Below are 13,188 nucleotides of genomic sequence, written 5' to 3'. Positions count from 1 at the left end.
CACGATGGCCACACATATATTGTAGCTCAGCAGCACGCGCGCACAATGGTGCTTACGCGCGCGATTAAAACAATTTCACCCGCCTTGCGCCTATACCTTGGGTTTTGTTGAGTTTAAGCTGCGCGCAACTGGCCAATTGCGTTGCGGCGCGGCCTTGGCTAAACGGCATACAACTGCATACCAGACGGAGTACCCGATGTCTCAGACCCGCACCGAATCCGACAGCTTTGGCCCGCTCGAGGTTCCCGCTGACAAGTACTGGGGGGCGCAGACGCAGCGCTCGATTATGAACTTCCCCATCGGCTGGGAGAAGCAACCCGTGGCCATCGTGCGCGCTCTGGGCGTGATCAAAAAAGCCTGCGCAATGGAGAACAAAGCGACCGGCAAGCTGGACGCTAAGATCGCCGACGCGATCATTCAGGCCGCTGGTGAGGTGATTGAGGGCAAGTTCGACGACAACTTCCCTCTGGTCGTATGGCAGACCGGCTCGGGCACGCAGTCCAACATGAACTCGAATGAAGTGATCGCAAACCGCGCGATCGAGATTCTGGGCGGTGTCATCGGCTCGAAAGACCCAGTTCACCCCAATGATCACTGCAACATGGGCCAATCGTCGAACGACACGTTCCCCACCGCCATGCATATCGCAACTGCGGTCAGCGTACGCGACGTGCTGCTGCCCGGTCTGACCAAATTCGCCGAAACGCTTGAGAAGAAGGCCGCTGAATTCGCGGGTATCATCAAGATCGGTCGCACTCATACGCAGGATGCGACTCCTCTGACGCTGGAGCAGGAATTCGGAGCCTACGCCCATCAGATCCGTCAGGGCATTACCCGTGTTAAGGCTGCAATGCCCGGTATCTACGAGCTGGCGCAAGGTGGAACTGCCGTTGGAACCGGGTTGAACACCCATGGTGGATGGGACGAAGCCGTCGCCGCCAACATGGCTGAAATCACTGGCCTGCCCTTTGTAACCGCTCCGAACAAATTTGAAGCCCTAGCCGCGCATGACGCCATGGTCTTCTTGTCCGGTGCATTGGCGACCATCGCAGGGTCTTGCTACAAGATCGCCAACGATATTCGCTTGCTAGGCTCAGGCCCCCGCTCGGGTCTAGGAGAACTGATTCTGCCTGAAAACGAGCCAGGATCGTCTATTATGCCTGGCAAAGTGAACCCGACACAGGCCGAAGCCCTCACTCAGGTGGCCGCACATGTCATGGGCAATGATGCTGCGATTAAGTTCGCGGGCTCCCAGGGTCATTTCCAGCTGAATGTCTATAACCCTATGATGTCCTACAACCTTCTGCAGTCGATCCAACTGCTTGGCGACGCCACCGACAGCTTTACCGAACGGATGCTATCGGGCATTCAAGCCAACGAACCGCGCATCGACAAGCTGATGAAGGAATCGCTGATGCTGGTGACCGCTCTGGCCCCGACCATCGGCTATGACAACGCCACCACGGTTGCCAAAACGGCGCATAAGAACGGCACCACCCTCAAGGAAGAGGCCGTCGCGCTGGGCTTTGTCGATGAAGAAACCTTTGACGCCGTTGTGCGCCCCGAACAGATGATCGGCCCGAAAGACTGATGGGTAAGCCGGTCAACTTGAACCGGTATCGGAAAGAGAAAGCGCGGGCCGAGAAAAAGGCCCGCGCGGATCAGAATGCGGTCGCCTCTGGGCGCAGCAAGGCCGAAAAACAGGTCGTGAAGCTGCATAAAGACAAGCAGAACCGCGATCTGGACAATCACGAGCTGGACGAATGAGCGGTCCTCCGGTCAAACGCTCGCTGACCCTTAAGGGGCATCGAACATCGGTCTCGCTTGAGGATGAGTTCTGGCGGGCGTTTCGCGACATTGCCGAAGAAAAACAACAACCTATCAATGCGTTGGCTGCAGACATTGATGTCGCACGCGACCCTGAAACAGGGTTGGCATCGGCCATTCGTGTTTTCATTCTGAACTGGTACCGCGACAAGCTTTGACGCTTGTCAGAGCCCAAGCTTTGAGTGTAGCCTAAGTGAGAACAAAATAGGTACATTTATGAGCAAAGCAGTTTTGGGTCCTGATGGCCTCACCCGGTGCGCATGGTGTCAAGCGGCACCCGAGTTCTTCGACTATCATGACACGGAATGGGGTTACCCGGTGTCCGATAATCGACGACTGTTCGAAAAATTGTGTCTTGAGAGTTTTCAGTCCGGCCTCAGCTGGCGCACGATCCTGAACAAGCGCGAGAATTTTCGCCGGGCCTTTTGCGAATTTGATTTCAATAAGATGGCCGAGTTTTCTGAGGTAGATGTCGAACGCCTTTTGCAAGATGCAGGTATCATCCGCCATCGCGGAAAGATCGAAGCCGTGATCAACAATGCCCGACGCGCGCAGGAGTTGGTGGCGCATGAAGGTTCCCTCGCGGCCTATGTCTGGCGGTATGAACCGACCTCACCGCCAGAGCCACAGACCGCCAGCACCTCAGCCGAGTCAGTGGCGATGTCGAAAGACCTGAAAAAGAAGGGCTGGAAGTTTGTCGGCCCCACCACTGTTTTTGCCTTCATGCAGGCGATGGGGCTGATCAATGATCACGCGATAGGCTGCGTCAGCCGGGAAAAAGCGGCGCAGATGCGCCGCGATTTCATCAAACCGGTTTAGGCGTCAGGCCGACGCTTTAAAGATCTTGTCGATATTGCTTCCAAGGGCGGCGTTGAATTCCGCATCCGATTGCTGTTTCGCAAGCCCCTCGGTCAACGCGCGAGAGAAAGACGCGATCATCTTGCCGTTCTGACCCAGCAGATCACAGGCCTGCTCGGTCGAGTAACCACCTGACAAGGCCACGACACGTAGAACACGCGGGTGATCGGCCAATTCGTCAAAGAGGTTCGCGACGCTTGGGATGGTCAGTTTCAGCATGACCTCCTGCCCTTCAACCAGCTGGTCGAGGTTTTTCAGGATTTCGGCTTTCAGGATATCTTCGGCCTCGGCCTTGGTTTCCGAGTTGATGTTCACTTCGGGCTCGACAATCGGCACCATGCCAGCGTCGGTCACAACGCGAGCCACGTCGAATTGCTGGGCAACAATGGCGGCGATGCCTTCGGCGTTGGCTTCATGGATAACCGAGCGTTCCTTGGTGCCAAACACGCCTTCCGTTTGGGCCAGTGTTTCGGCCAGCCCCGGGATCGGCTTCATCATCTGAACACCGTTCGAAGTGTCTTCCAGACCTTTGTCGATCTTCAGGAACGGCACGATCCCTTTGACGGACCATAGGTAATCGGCGACCTTGCGACCTTCGATCTCTTCGCCAAGGGTGCGTTCGAACAGGATCGCGCCGATCACTTTGTCCTTGGTGAAGTCATCCGCCAGGATGATCCGCGCGCGCATGTTCTGGATTTCGCCGAACATCTCCTCTTCCGAGGCGTATTGCGCGGCATCCACGCCGTAGAGCGCCAGAGCTTTCGGGGTTGATCCGCCGCTTTGATCCAGTGCTGCAATAAAGCCTGCTCCATCTGACATCTGCGCGCGCTGTTCTGCTTTGGACATAGTATTTTCCCGTTCAAGACTGATTCCGATTTCCTTCACCGCATACAGCACAGTTATGGGTGATGGTAGTTTGTTAGCGCTCAACCACGCGCAACCATATGCCATCCCGCGATCTGACCGTCAGATGAGCCACCGGAACGGGCGTTTTGTCCGGGATTGTTTCGAATCTGAAATGGCGCAGCAAAGTGGAAAGGATCAAAGGCCCCTCGACCATCGCAAACCCGGCCCCGGGACAGACGCGCGGGCCTGTCGAGAAGGGTATATAGGCCTCACGCTGACAGGTTTTGCCGTTTTCCGTGCTCCAACGATTGGGATCGAAACCATCCGGGTTGTCCCACAGCCGCTCTTGCCGATGCAGATGCCAGGGGCTGATCACGATCTGCGACCCTTTTGGAATGTCTCTGTTGCGAAACCTCTCGGGGCAACTAGCCTGCCGGACCATCATCGGCACTGGCGGATAGAGCCTGAGGGCCTCACGGAACACGTCGCGGCTGAGTTTCAGCTTGGACATCACCGCGAAAGAACGATCGTCAAGTGCTTCAGCTTCCTTCGCTAGTCTCTCCTGCCACTCGGGGTAAAGCGCCATCAGGTAGAGCGTCCACGCCAAAGCCGAGGCGCTGGTTTCGTGTCCGGCCAGAAAGAAAATCGCAACCTGATCGACCATCTCCTCCGGCTCAAAACACTTGCCGGTTTCCAGGTCAGGTGTCGTCATGATCTTGGTTGCCAGATCATCGGGCGCGCGATGCGCAGCAATCGCCGCAGCCCGATCTTTCGTCAGATTGGCAATCAGGGAACGAATCTCTTGCGCGGTCTTACGAGTCTTTCGCGAATGAAATCGGGGCAACCAGCGCGGGAGCGGCACAAAAGCGGCCAGGTTCAACAAGGGCTGCTCGCGCTGATACGCTCGGAACCTATCAAATACCTGTGCGGCGATGTCGTGTTCGATAGGCACGGAAAACAGAGTTCGGAAAATCACGTCAGCGGCGGCATGGCTGGTGACCTGTTCGCACTCGACTTGCGTTCCCACCAAAGGTCGCAGCCGATCCACACAAGCGTCTGCGGCGGCGAGCATGGCCGGGAACGTATCCTTCAGACGTCCGCCCTCAAAAGCGGGGTCAATGATACGGCGCTGGCGTTTCCACACCGCGCCATTGGTCAGAAACACGGACTCCCCCAGCAATGGCCGCAGCCCTTCACTGATACGATGGGATTTCGGAAAATCATCCGGGCGTTTCTTGAGGACCTCATCCACCAAATCCGGTTGATTGATCATGTAGGACCGGAAAAACGGCGTGCGAAACTCAGCCATCCACGCGCGATAGAGGCGTTGAGGCTGCGCCGACAATAGGTCCTGCCGGAACAATTTCAGATAACGCCAGAGAGAGACACGATCCGAACGAGACTGCGGCTTGGGCGGCTTCATCGGCTCGTTTCCGTGTATTTCGAGACCGGCGTCTCGATCCGGCTATTTGACGGCGCGCGGTCTTTAAACCGTTCTGCCAATGTCAGAGGTCCCGCAGTGATGCGGAAATAGTCATATGTTCCCGGTCGATCAAAGGCGCAGAGGTATTGAAAATGCAGCCGAAAGAACCTCCACCGCAGGGCTTTCGATCGCTCGGGCGACAGCGTCTGTGTAAAGGCGGCGGACAGGACCAGAGGCCATTTCTTGTCGGGACCAGAGACTCCGCTAACGGCAACCGGGTCACATAGGGCGAAAGAACACCCATCACCGGGCGCTGAGACATCCACCCATGTCAAAGCCGTTTGAGTAGACAGGAACTGAAGGTCCGACCTGAGTTTCTGTGCTTTGGGCAGGAACGAGACCATAGGCACCACTTGCCCGAGTGTCAGAAACGACAGTGCTGGCCCACTTGCGGTCTGTCTACGCAGAACATCCGCCAGAACAGAAACGCCAAGATGCGCGCCCGAGCTATGGCCGACGACCAGAACCTCATCAACATCCGTCTTTAGCGCGGCCTCGATCAAATCCGCGAACTCCTCCAGGCGGTGTTGCAGTTTGCCCGGAATCTCCCCCTGAAATTGCGCCGAGTATGCGTAATCATGCATCAGGTAATAGGCGAAAAGGCGATTGTCGATTTTGCGGAACCAGCGCAGCAAGCCATAGGCCAAAGCCAAACCCGGCAGCAGCCCCCACCATCCAGCCAGAGTGACCGCAAGGATCACGATCAACACGGCAGCGAGAAGTTGCAACAGCAGCATCCCCACCGGATAGAGCGCAGCAATCACCGGGCCCTTCCTGAGCTGCCGCAGCCTTTTTAACGTACCCGATGAGATATAGGTCCACGCCGTCTGACCAAGCTGCAAATAGGTCGCGAGAATCGAGCCCGACATGCTGTCCTGCACGATATCGGACCAGACCAGAACCTCGACATCTGTTTGAACCTCAACCCCATCCTGAACAGATGAAACATGCCAGCCAAACGGGCCGTCGCCCGTCTTTGGCGCAAGGTTGATCTGGTATCCCGAGATCTCAGCCTGCGCTTGCGACTCGGTCCGATACAGCTCGCGGTAACGCCGCGCGGGGATCGGGTCGTAGCCGGGAATGTAAAACACATGCCGCCTGCGCAGCTGTGGCTGATTTATCTGACTGCTCATGGCCTTACCTTCTGCTGCGCAGGTTAACGCAGCATTGCGGCCAAGGTAAGGTGGATCAGCCCAGAACCGCCAGCGCCGGGAAGGTTTCCAGCAGCCACCAGCTGAATTCGGTGAAGAGGCCCGTGATCAGCATGATGCCCACGAACAGAAGAAGCCCGCCCATGACCTTCTCGATCGTGCCCATATAGGGTTTGATCCGGTTCATGACACCCATTGAGCGATTCAGGAACATCGCAGCCAGCAGGAACGGAATACCCAGACCCGCCGCATAGACGCCGAGCAACAAAGTGCCCCGCGCGACCGATGCCTCAGACGCGGCCAACGACAGGATTGCACCCAACTGAGGGCCAATACACGGCGTCCAGCCAAAGGCAAACGCAAGACCCAGAATATAAGCGCCAAAGACCGAGCCGCCGGAGTCTCCGGTTTCAACCCGCGCTTCGCGATCCAGCAGAGGGATACGGAACACGTTCAGAAAGTGCAGGCCAAAGACAATCACCACCGCACCCGAGAGCTTGGCGAAAAGCACCTGATTTTTCAGAACAAACGCCCCGAAGGCCGAGGCGGTAAAGCCAAGCAGCAGGAACACGGTCGACAGCCCCAGAACGAAGAACAAGGCGGTCAAAGTCGCCTTGCGCCGGGCGCGGGCCTGATCCTGCATCTCGTTGATGCTGACGCCGCTCATATACGCCAGGTACGGCGGCACGATCGGCAGCACACAAGGCGACAGAAAACTGATCAAACCGCCGATCAGGGCGATGAACATAGCAGGCAGCAGACCCGCGTCGATGATATCTATTCCGAACATGTTTCAGCACATATGGTATGAAGGCGGCTTCGTCACGGGGCTATTCGGTCACATCCTCGTGGTTGCGCGCTGGACACTGCGCCTTGGGCGAAATATCTGAGCCTTATGTCTAATCCTACTGAAACCCTCGATGCCCTGGGCCTGTTGTGCCCTTTGCCTGTGTTGAAAGCGCGCAAAAGGTTGAAGTCCTTGCCCGGTGGAGCAGTATTGCGCGTGCTGGCAGATGATCCTGCGGCGATAGTTGATGTCCCGCATTTTTGTTCGGAGAGCGGCCACACCCTACTGTCGCAAGGCGAAGAGAACGGCCATCAGGTGTATCTGATCCAAAAAGCGGGCTAAGTCGCAAGCAATCGAATCGAAAAAGGCGGGCCTCAAGCCCGCCTTTTCTTTTTTAGCTTCTCATTTTAGCTTCCGAGCGACCACCAGCCGCGCCGTTTAGGCTTGGGCGGCTCCGCCGGTTGTTCCGGCTCTTCCGCAACCGTTTCCAGAACGGGTTCGGCTGGGGTTTCCTCAACTACGGGTGCGGCTTCAGCCTCAGCAACCTCTTCGACCGGGGCGGGTTCCTCAGCCGGTTGAGCTTCGACCGGTTCTTCTGCTTCCACCGCCTCGGCAGGCTCTGCCGTTTCAACAGCTTCAGCAGTTTCTTTGGTGTCTTGAGCCGGTTCCGGTGCGGCTTCTGTAACCTCCGCGACGTCCGATGGAGCCTCTTCGACCTGTTCCGGAGCAGCCTCAGCCTCGGCAACCACATCGGCTGCTTCCACTGGGGCGTCTTCCTTGGCCTCTGCCTCCTGTTCAGGGGCATCCTGCGCTTCGGATTCCACGTCTTTCTTCTTGCGACGGGGCGCACGGCGACGCTTGGGCTTGGCGGGCTTTTCGTCCTCGTCCGATGCCTCAGCAACGTCTTCCGTCTTGGCTTCGTCTGAGGAAGCCTCGGCAGCCGTGTCTTCAGCTGCTTCCGATGCCTCAGCCTCTTGCTGATCGTTACCGCCCTTCTTGCGGCGACGACGACGGCGCTTGCGCTTGGGCTTGGCTTCTTCTTCGGCCTGAACCGCCTCTTCTTCGGCCTCTTCCTCTTCGGTTGCGTCAACCAGATCCATCAGTGATGCATCGACGGAGACGACCGGAGCGGTCGCTTCGGGCACGATCCGGCTGGCGGTCTTGAACTTCTCCAGCGAGAAATCGGGGCTGACCAGATGCATGTCGCCTTCGACGCGCACGGACAGACCATAGCGTGCCTCTATCTGGGCGATATGTTCACGCTTCTGGTTCATCAGGAAGTTGGCAATGCTGACCGGGCAGCGCACCAGAACCTCGCGAGAGCGGCGGCGGGTGCCTTCCTCTTCGATCTGGCGCAGGATCGATAGCGCCATGTTGTCGTCCGAGCGGATCAGGCCGGTACCATGACAGGCCGGGCACGGCTGCGTCGTCGCCTCAAGCATACCGGGGCGCAGACGCTGGCGGCTCATCTCCAGCAGGCCAAAGCCCGAGATACGACCCACCTGAATGCGCGCGCGGTCGGTTTTCAGCTTGTCCTTCAGACGTTTTTCGACCGCAGTATTGTTCTTGCGCTCGTCCATATCGATGAAGTCGATTACGATCAGACCGGCAAGGTCACGCAGACGCAACTGGCGTGCCACTTCCTCGGCGGCCTCAAGGTTGGTCTTGAGCGCGGTTTCCTCGATCGAGCCTTCCTTGGTCGCCCGGCCCGAGTTCACGTCGATCGCCACCAACGCCTCAGTCACACCGATCACGATATAACCACCGGATTTCAGCTGTACGGTCGGGTTGAACATCCCGGCCAGATAGCTTTCCACCTGATAACGCGCGAACAGAGGCAGCGCGTCCTCATACCGTTTCACGTTTTTAGCGTGAGACGGCATGATCATCTTCATGAAGTCCTTGGCGATGCGGTAACCGCCCTCGCCTTCGACCAGAACCTCGTCGATGTCGCGGTTATAGAGGTCGCGGATCGACCGTTTGATCAGGTCGCCTTCCTCATAGATTTTGGCGGGCGCTATGGATTTCAGCGTCAGCTCGCGAATCTGCTCCCACATGCGCTGCAGGTATTCATAGTCGCGCTTGATCTCGGACTTCGTGCGTTTGGCCCCTGCGGTCCGGATGATCAGGCCGGCGCCAGTTGGCACGTCAATCTCGGCAGCGATTTCCTTCAGCTTCTTGCGGTCGGGCGCATTGGTGATCTTGCGGCTGATGCCGCCGCCGCGTGCGGTGTTAGGCATCAGGACGCAGTAGCGACCGGCCAGCGAAAGATAGGTGGTCAGCGCGGCGCCCTTGTTGCCCCGCTCTTCCTTGACGACCTGCACCAGCAGAACCTGGCGCACTTTGATCACTTCCTGGATCTTGTAGCGGCGCGGGCGCGGCTTGCGCGGAGGACGGATATCCTCGCTGTCGTCCTCATCGGCGACCGATTCAATCGAATCATCCTTGGCGGTCGCATCAGACTTTTTCTCTTCGTCGTCTGAGTCGTCACCTTCGGCAGGCTCTGTCTCAGTGGTTTCTGCCTCAGGCTCAGCCTGCGCGGCTTCCTCAGAGTCAACCTCGGCTTCTTCCGCATCAGCAGTAGCTTCGGGCTGTTCTTCCGCCTCGGTTTCAGCCTGCTCTTCAGAGATCGCCTCAACGGTCTCGACTTCAAACGCCTCAACCTCTGCTGTCTCTTCCGCATCAGCCGGAGCGTCAGTGGCCTCAGTCGCTTCATCCTCAGAGGGTTCTTCCACCGGAGTCTCGGCAACCGTCTCCATCGGAGAGGTCCCCTCGGGCACTGCCAGATCATCGTTCTCTTCGCTGTCGTCGAGATCAATGGTCTCCATACCCGTTGGCTCGGACGAGACATCCAAGGTCTCGACCGGGTCGTTCGACTTGACGTCCGCTGCTTTGCTGCGCGACCGCGAGCGGCGTTTTTTGGGTTTGGCTTCCTCGGCCTCATCACGCGCCTTCATCGCCTCGGCATAGGCGCGCTCTTCCTCCATCAGCGCCTCACGATCGGCGACGGGGATCTGATAATAGTCGGGATGAATTTCCGAAAACGCCAGGAAACCATGACGATTGCCGCCATAGTCCACGAATGCCGCCTGCAGAGACGGTTCGACCCGAGTAACTTTTGCTAGATAGATATTGCCAGCAAGCTGGCGTTTGTTTTCGGACTCAAAATCGAACTCCTCGACCTTGTTTCCGTCAACCACCACAACCCGAGTTTCCTCGGCGTGGGTGGCATCGATAAGCATTTTCTTAGCCATGTGTCCTTGATGCACCGCGCCAAACGCGTTGTCCTGACCCATCCAGGCGGACAGGCACTTTTGGGGAGGTGTCTTGTACGGGCGATATCAGACGGCGCGCGGCAGGGTCTGGCGCTGTGGCCCCCTGCCCGGTCTCTCAAACGTTGCGCGCGCGTCATCGCGGTTCTTCTCCGACAGGCGCGATCTTGGTCGCCGCCTGCCCATTTATTCCTTTCACCCGGAATTTTCCGGGTTCAGGCACTCCATTGCCCCGACGGGGGCACAATCGGTCTGCCATGCCGTGAAAGATCGATCATCACATGCGGCACAGCAGCGAAACTCAAAAAAGCGGGACCTATGGGCGTCAAAATCGCCATGCCCGTTCGGACACAATAAAAGCAGTCCTGTGGAAAAGACAATGGGCAAACGTCATGCGACCGAGAAAGCAATATAATTGACAGCGAGGTCGCAAACAGAACAGACTTAAATCCAACACTGCTCAGGATGGGTCTGCAAGTCCGAGGAACTGAATGCCCAACGAAGTTTGGAAAATACGTCTGATCAGCCGTACCATTGGCGCGGATCGTGGTCGTGCCGCACGGGGACGCCCAGCACAGGTCTGATTTTGATCGCAATCTCAATCACCTGAATAATCGGATACCCACAATGAACGAACAAACTCGCAGCTCTGCAAGAACTGGCGGACGCGCAGCGCGTCGTGCTGCCCGCGCCGCGGCCCTGCCCGACCACTTGCGCCCGGTCCGCCCGGGGATGGAGGGCGGCACCTACAAACCTCTGACCCAAGCGCAGATGGAGCGTATTCACGAAGCGGCACTTCAGGCTCTGGAAACCATCGGGCTGGCGGACGCTCCGCAAAGCGGGATCGACTATCTGGTGGGCGCTGGGTGCACTCTGGGTGACGATGGGCGCATTCGTTTCCCTCGGGCATTGGTCGAAGACACCATCGCCAAAGCAAACCGCTCGGTCACCTTGTATAGTCGAAACGGCAAGACCGATCTGGAGCTGAGTGGGACGAAGGTTCATTACGGCACGGCGGGTGCCGCGGTCAGCATGGTCGACGTGGATGGGCGGAACTACCGCGACTCGACCGTACAGGATCTGCACGATGCTTCTCGCATTTGCGAGCAGCTAGACAATATCCACTTCGTTCAGCGCCCCATGGTGTGCCGTGACATCGCCGACAACCTCGAGATGGATCTGAACACGATCTACGCGGCATGCGCAGGTACGTTTAAACATATCGGCACCTCCTTTACCGAACCCAGCCACGTTGCCCCGGCGATGGAGATGATCCACATGATCGCCGGCGGTGAGGATAAATGGCGCGAACGTCCGTTTATCTCGAACTCGAACTGCTTTGTTGTGCCACCTATGAAATTCGCAACTGAAAGCTGCGAAGTCATGGAAGCGGTCATCAAAGCGGGAATGCCGGTCCTGTTGCTGTCCGCTGGCATGGCCGGAGCAACCGCACCGTCGACCATCGCAGGGGCCATCACTCAAGCCACAGCGGAATGCCTGGCCGGTCTGGTCTACGTAAATGCCGTGGTGCCTGGCGCGCCCGCCGTCTTTGGCACATGGCCCTTCGGTTTGGACCTGCGCACCGGGGCGATGTCCGTGGGATCGGGCGAACAGGCGCTGCTGAGCGCGGGATGCGCCCAGATGCACAACTTCTACAACCTTCCGGGCGGAACCGCCGCCGGAGCATCGGATTCGAAACTGCCCGACATGCAGGCCGGGTGGGAGCAGATGTGTTCAAACGTCATGACCGGCCTATCCGGCGCCAACATGATCTATGAGGCCGCCGGTATGCATGCGTCCCTTCTGGGGTTCTGTCTTGAAAGCCTGATCCTGGGCGATGACCTGATCGGACAGGCACAACGGTGCGTGCGTGGGATCGAGGTGTCGGACGAAACTCTGGCGCTGGATCAGATCGCCGAGGTTTGCCTGGGCGGCCCTGGCCACTATCTGGGCACGGATGCGACGCTCAGCCGGATGCAGGCGGATTATGTGTATCCAACGTTCGGCGACCGCACCTCACCCAAGGAATGGGCCGAATTGGACAAGCCTGACCTGATCCAAAAGGCAATCGCGCGAAAAAACGAAATCCTCTCCAGCCCGTCTGCAGCGAGTTTCGACCCTCTGCTGGACGCGGAAATTCGCGCCAAATTCAACATTCACTTACCTCTGTAAAAAATTGAAAAGCGGCCCGATTTTTCTCGGGCCGCAAAGTCATCTGGGCAATCAGCCGTTGCTTGGGGGTAGCAAACCGGCTTCTTGCGCGATGGCGATTTCATCCGCGTCCAATGCGCCATCCCCATTTGCATCCATGGCCGAGAACGTATCGGCGTCAACCTCGGGCACGACGGCTTGAACCTCTTCGATGGTCAACACGCCATCTCCATTTGCGTCGGCTGCCGATTGCGCAGTGGCCAGAGTGGGCAGTGCGAGCGCAACAGCCGCCAGAGCGGTCAGATATTTCGGTGTCATAAGTTTGCCTCCTGAGTGAATTTTTGGATTTTGCGTCCGGACGAGCGCAAGAAACCTCAGGATTTGGCCAGCGTCACCCGCATAACGAGATTACGACCACTTCGCGCCAATCTCCGCGTGTTTGACCGAGTCGCCTCTGCGGCTTGTTGCCGGGCAAAAATCCCCCATCGCGCCTCGGCAGAACTTGCCCGATGGTTTTGAGGTGATCTGGCAAAACTCAGCTTAGCAGCCAGTCGTTGGACAAAAAGAAAGGGGGCCGAAGCCCCCTGTCAGTTTCGCCTTCCAGGCTCATTTCGTTGACCGCCCGGTATTTTTTTGCCTGCGGCCTGGACTGCGCATGGGGCGAGCGCACCCGCCCCGTGAAAGAGTGGGAGGGAGCAATATTCCGCCCCACCCTGTTCCCGGCCAACACGGGCATGTCGGCCGAGTGGAACATGGCTTTGATGGTAAGTCTCAGCGCCATGCTCCGTATTCGTCGGGGCCGGTACATAAGGC

The 13,188-nt window shown here is 58.0% G+C and carries 12 protein-coding genes; 6 read left to right on the top strand and 6 right to left on the bottom strand.

Annotated elements, in window-relative coordinates; genetic code table 11:
- The first annotated feature begins 196 nt into the window (after nucleotides 1-196).
- The 4 genes from fumC to ACR0NO_RS01020 are packed head-to-tail and all read left to right on the top strand — an operon-like array spanning nucleotide 197 to nucleotide 2,646.
- Nucleotides 197-1,591, top strand: a complete 1,395-nt coding sequence (fumC, locus tag ACR0NO_RS01035; RefSeq protein WP_480722692.1) for a class II fumarate hydratase — start codon at nucleotides 197-199, stop codon at nucleotides 1,589-1,591.
- Nucleotides 1,591-1,767, top strand: coding sequence for a DUF4169 family protein (locus ACR0NO_RS01030; RefSeq protein WP_480722691.1), 177 nt, complete (start codon nucleotides 1,591-1,593; stop codon nucleotides 1,765-1,767). Before fumC ends, ACR0NO_RS01030 begins: the two co-directional genes overlap by 1 nt.
- Nucleotides 1,764-1,985 carry a ribbon-helix-helix domain-containing protein gene (locus ACR0NO_RS01025; RefSeq protein WP_170479303.1) on the top strand — a complete coding sequence of 74 codons (222 nt, stop codon included), beginning with the start codon at nucleotides 1,764-1,766 and terminating at the stop codon, nucleotides 1,983-1,985. The genes ACR0NO_RS01030 and ACR0NO_RS01025 overlap by 4 nt, the downstream gene beginning before the upstream one ends.
- Nucleotides 1,986-2,043: 58 nt before the next feature.
- Nucleotides 2,044-2,646, top strand: coding sequence for a DNA-3-methyladenine glycosylase I (locus tag ACR0NO_RS01020; RefSeq protein ID WP_480722690.1), 603 nt, complete (start codon nucleotides 2,044-2,046; stop codon nucleotides 2,644-2,646).
- A 3-nt stretch (nucleotides 2,647-2,649) separates the two neighbouring features.
- On the opposite strand, the gene ACR0NO_RS01015 is transcribed toward ACR0NO_RS01020, so the two are convergent.
- From ACR0NO_RS01015 to ACR0NO_RS01000, 4 genes are all read right to left on the bottom strand, one after another.
- Nucleotides 2,650-3,531, bottom strand: a complete 882-nt coding sequence (locus ACR0NO_RS01015) for a fructose bisphosphate aldolase (protein WP_480722689.1) — start codon at nucleotides 3,529-3,531, stop codon at nucleotides 2,650-2,652.
- A 73-nt stretch (nucleotides 3,532-3,604) separates the two neighbouring features.
- Nucleotides 3,605-4,954 (bottom strand): cytochrome P450, encoded by a 1,350-nt coding sequence (locus ACR0NO_RS01010; protein ID WP_480722688.1) that lies wholly within the window; start codon nucleotides 4,952-4,954, stop codon nucleotides 3,605-3,607.
- Nucleotides 4,951-6,147, bottom strand: a complete 1,197-nt coding sequence (locus ACR0NO_RS01005) for a hypothetical protein (protein ID WP_480722687.1) — start codon at nucleotides 6,145-6,147, stop codon at nucleotides 4,951-4,953. The genes ACR0NO_RS01010 and ACR0NO_RS01005 overlap by 4 nt, the downstream gene beginning before the upstream one ends.
- A 55-nt stretch (nucleotides 6,148-6,202) precedes the next feature.
- The gene (locus tag ACR0NO_RS01000) at nucleotides 6,203-6,955 is read right to left on the bottom strand and encodes a cytochrome c biogenesis CcdA family protein (protein ID WP_170373794.1); all 753 of its coding nucleotides are present in this window, start codon (nucleotides 6,953-6,955) and stop codon (nucleotides 6,203-6,205) included.
- 105 nt (nucleotides 6,956-7,060) lie between these two features.
- On the opposite strand from ACR0NO_RS01000, the gene ACR0NO_RS00995 reads away from it, so the two are divergent.
- On the top strand, nucleotides 7,061-7,294 hold the full coding sequence (locus ACR0NO_RS00995) for a sulfurtransferase TusA family protein (protein WP_170373795.1): 234 nt from the start codon (nucleotides 7,061-7,063) through the stop codon (nucleotides 7,292-7,294).
- A gap of 65 nt (nucleotides 7,295-7,359) precedes the next feature.
- Here ACR0NO_RS00995 and ACR0NO_RS00990 read toward each other — a convergent pair whose 3' ends face one another.
- Entirely contained in the window at nucleotides 7,360-10,206 is a 2,847-nt protein-coding gene (locus ACR0NO_RS00990) for an Rne/Rng family ribonuclease (RefSeq protein ID WP_480722686.1), read from the bottom strand.
- A gap of 645 nt (nucleotides 10,207-10,851) precedes the next feature.
- On the opposite strand from ACR0NO_RS00990, the gene ACR0NO_RS00985 reads away from it, so the two are divergent.
- Complete coding sequence (locus tag ACR0NO_RS00985; protein WP_480722685.1) at nucleotides 10,852-12,396, top strand: trimethylamine methyltransferase family protein; 1,545 nt, start codon at nucleotides 10,852-10,854, stop codon at nucleotides 12,394-12,396.
- A 51-nt stretch (nucleotides 12,397-12,447) separates the two neighbouring features.
- Here ACR0NO_RS00985 and ACR0NO_RS00980 read toward each other — a convergent pair whose 3' ends face one another.
- A complete protein-coding gene (locus tag ACR0NO_RS00980; RefSeq protein ID WP_480722684.1) occupies nucleotides 12,448-12,693 on the bottom strand; it encodes an EF-hand domain-containing protein in 246 nt (81 codons plus the stop codon).
- Between the last annotated feature and the right edge of the window lie 495 nt (nucleotides 12,694-13,188).

Source organism: Ruegeria sp. CL3 (assembly GCF_056536505.1).
Note: the sequence above shows the minus strand (reverse complement) of the source record. Positions and strands in the feature narration are given on the sequence as shown.

What these genes read in the sequence shown, in the direction of transcription:
- ACR0NO_RS01000 (WP_170373794.1), bottom strand. Translation starts at nt 6,955, where the DNA reads ATGTTCGGAATAGATATCATCGACGCGGGTCTGCTGCCTGCTATGTTC.
- ACR0NO_RS01030 (WP_480722691.1), top strand. Translation starts at nt 1,591, where the DNA reads ATGGGTAAGCCGGTCAACTTGAACCGGTATCGGAAAGAGAAAGCGCGG.
- ACR0NO_RS00995 (WP_170373795.1), top strand. Translation starts at nt 7,061, where the DNA reads ATGTCTAATCCTACTGAAACCCTCGATGCCCTGGGCCTGTTGTGCCCT.
- ACR0NO_RS00985 (WP_480722685.1), top strand. Translation starts at nt 10,852, where the DNA reads ATGAACGAACAAACTCGCAGCTCTGCAAGAACTGGCGGACGCGCAGCG.
- ACR0NO_RS01010 (WP_480722688.1), bottom strand. Translation starts at nt 4,954, where the DNA reads ATGAAGCCGCCCAAGCCGCAGTCTCGTTCGGATCGTGTCTCTCTCTGG.
- ACR0NO_RS00990 (WP_480722686.1), bottom strand. Translation starts at nt 10,206, where the DNA reads ATGGCTAAGAAAATGCTTATCGATGCCACCCACGCCGAGGAAACTCGG.
- fumC (WP_480722692.1), top strand. Translation starts at nt 197, where the DNA reads ATGTCTCAGACCCGCACCGAATCCGACAGCTTTGGCCCGCTCGAGGTT.
- ACR0NO_RS01020 (WP_480722690.1), top strand. Translation starts at nt 2,044, where the DNA reads ATGAGCAAAGCAGTTTTGGGTCCTGATGGCCTCACCCGGTGCGCATGG.
- ACR0NO_RS01005 (WP_480722687.1), bottom strand. Translation starts at nt 6,147, where the DNA reads ATGAGCAGTCAGATAAATCAGCCACAGCTGCGCAGGCGGCATGTGTTT.
- ACR0NO_RS00980 (WP_480722684.1), bottom strand. Translation starts at nt 12,693, where the DNA reads ATGACACCGAAATATCTGACCGCTCTGGCGGCTGTTGCGCTCGCACTG.
- ACR0NO_RS01025 (WP_170479303.1), top strand. Translation starts at nt 1,764, where the DNA reads ATGAGCGGTCCTCCGGTCAAACGCTCGCTGACCCTTAAGGGGCATCGA.
- ACR0NO_RS01015 (WP_480722689.1), bottom strand. Translation starts at nt 3,531, where the DNA reads ATGTCCAAAGCAGAACAGCGCGCGCAGATGTCAGATGGAGCAGGCTTT.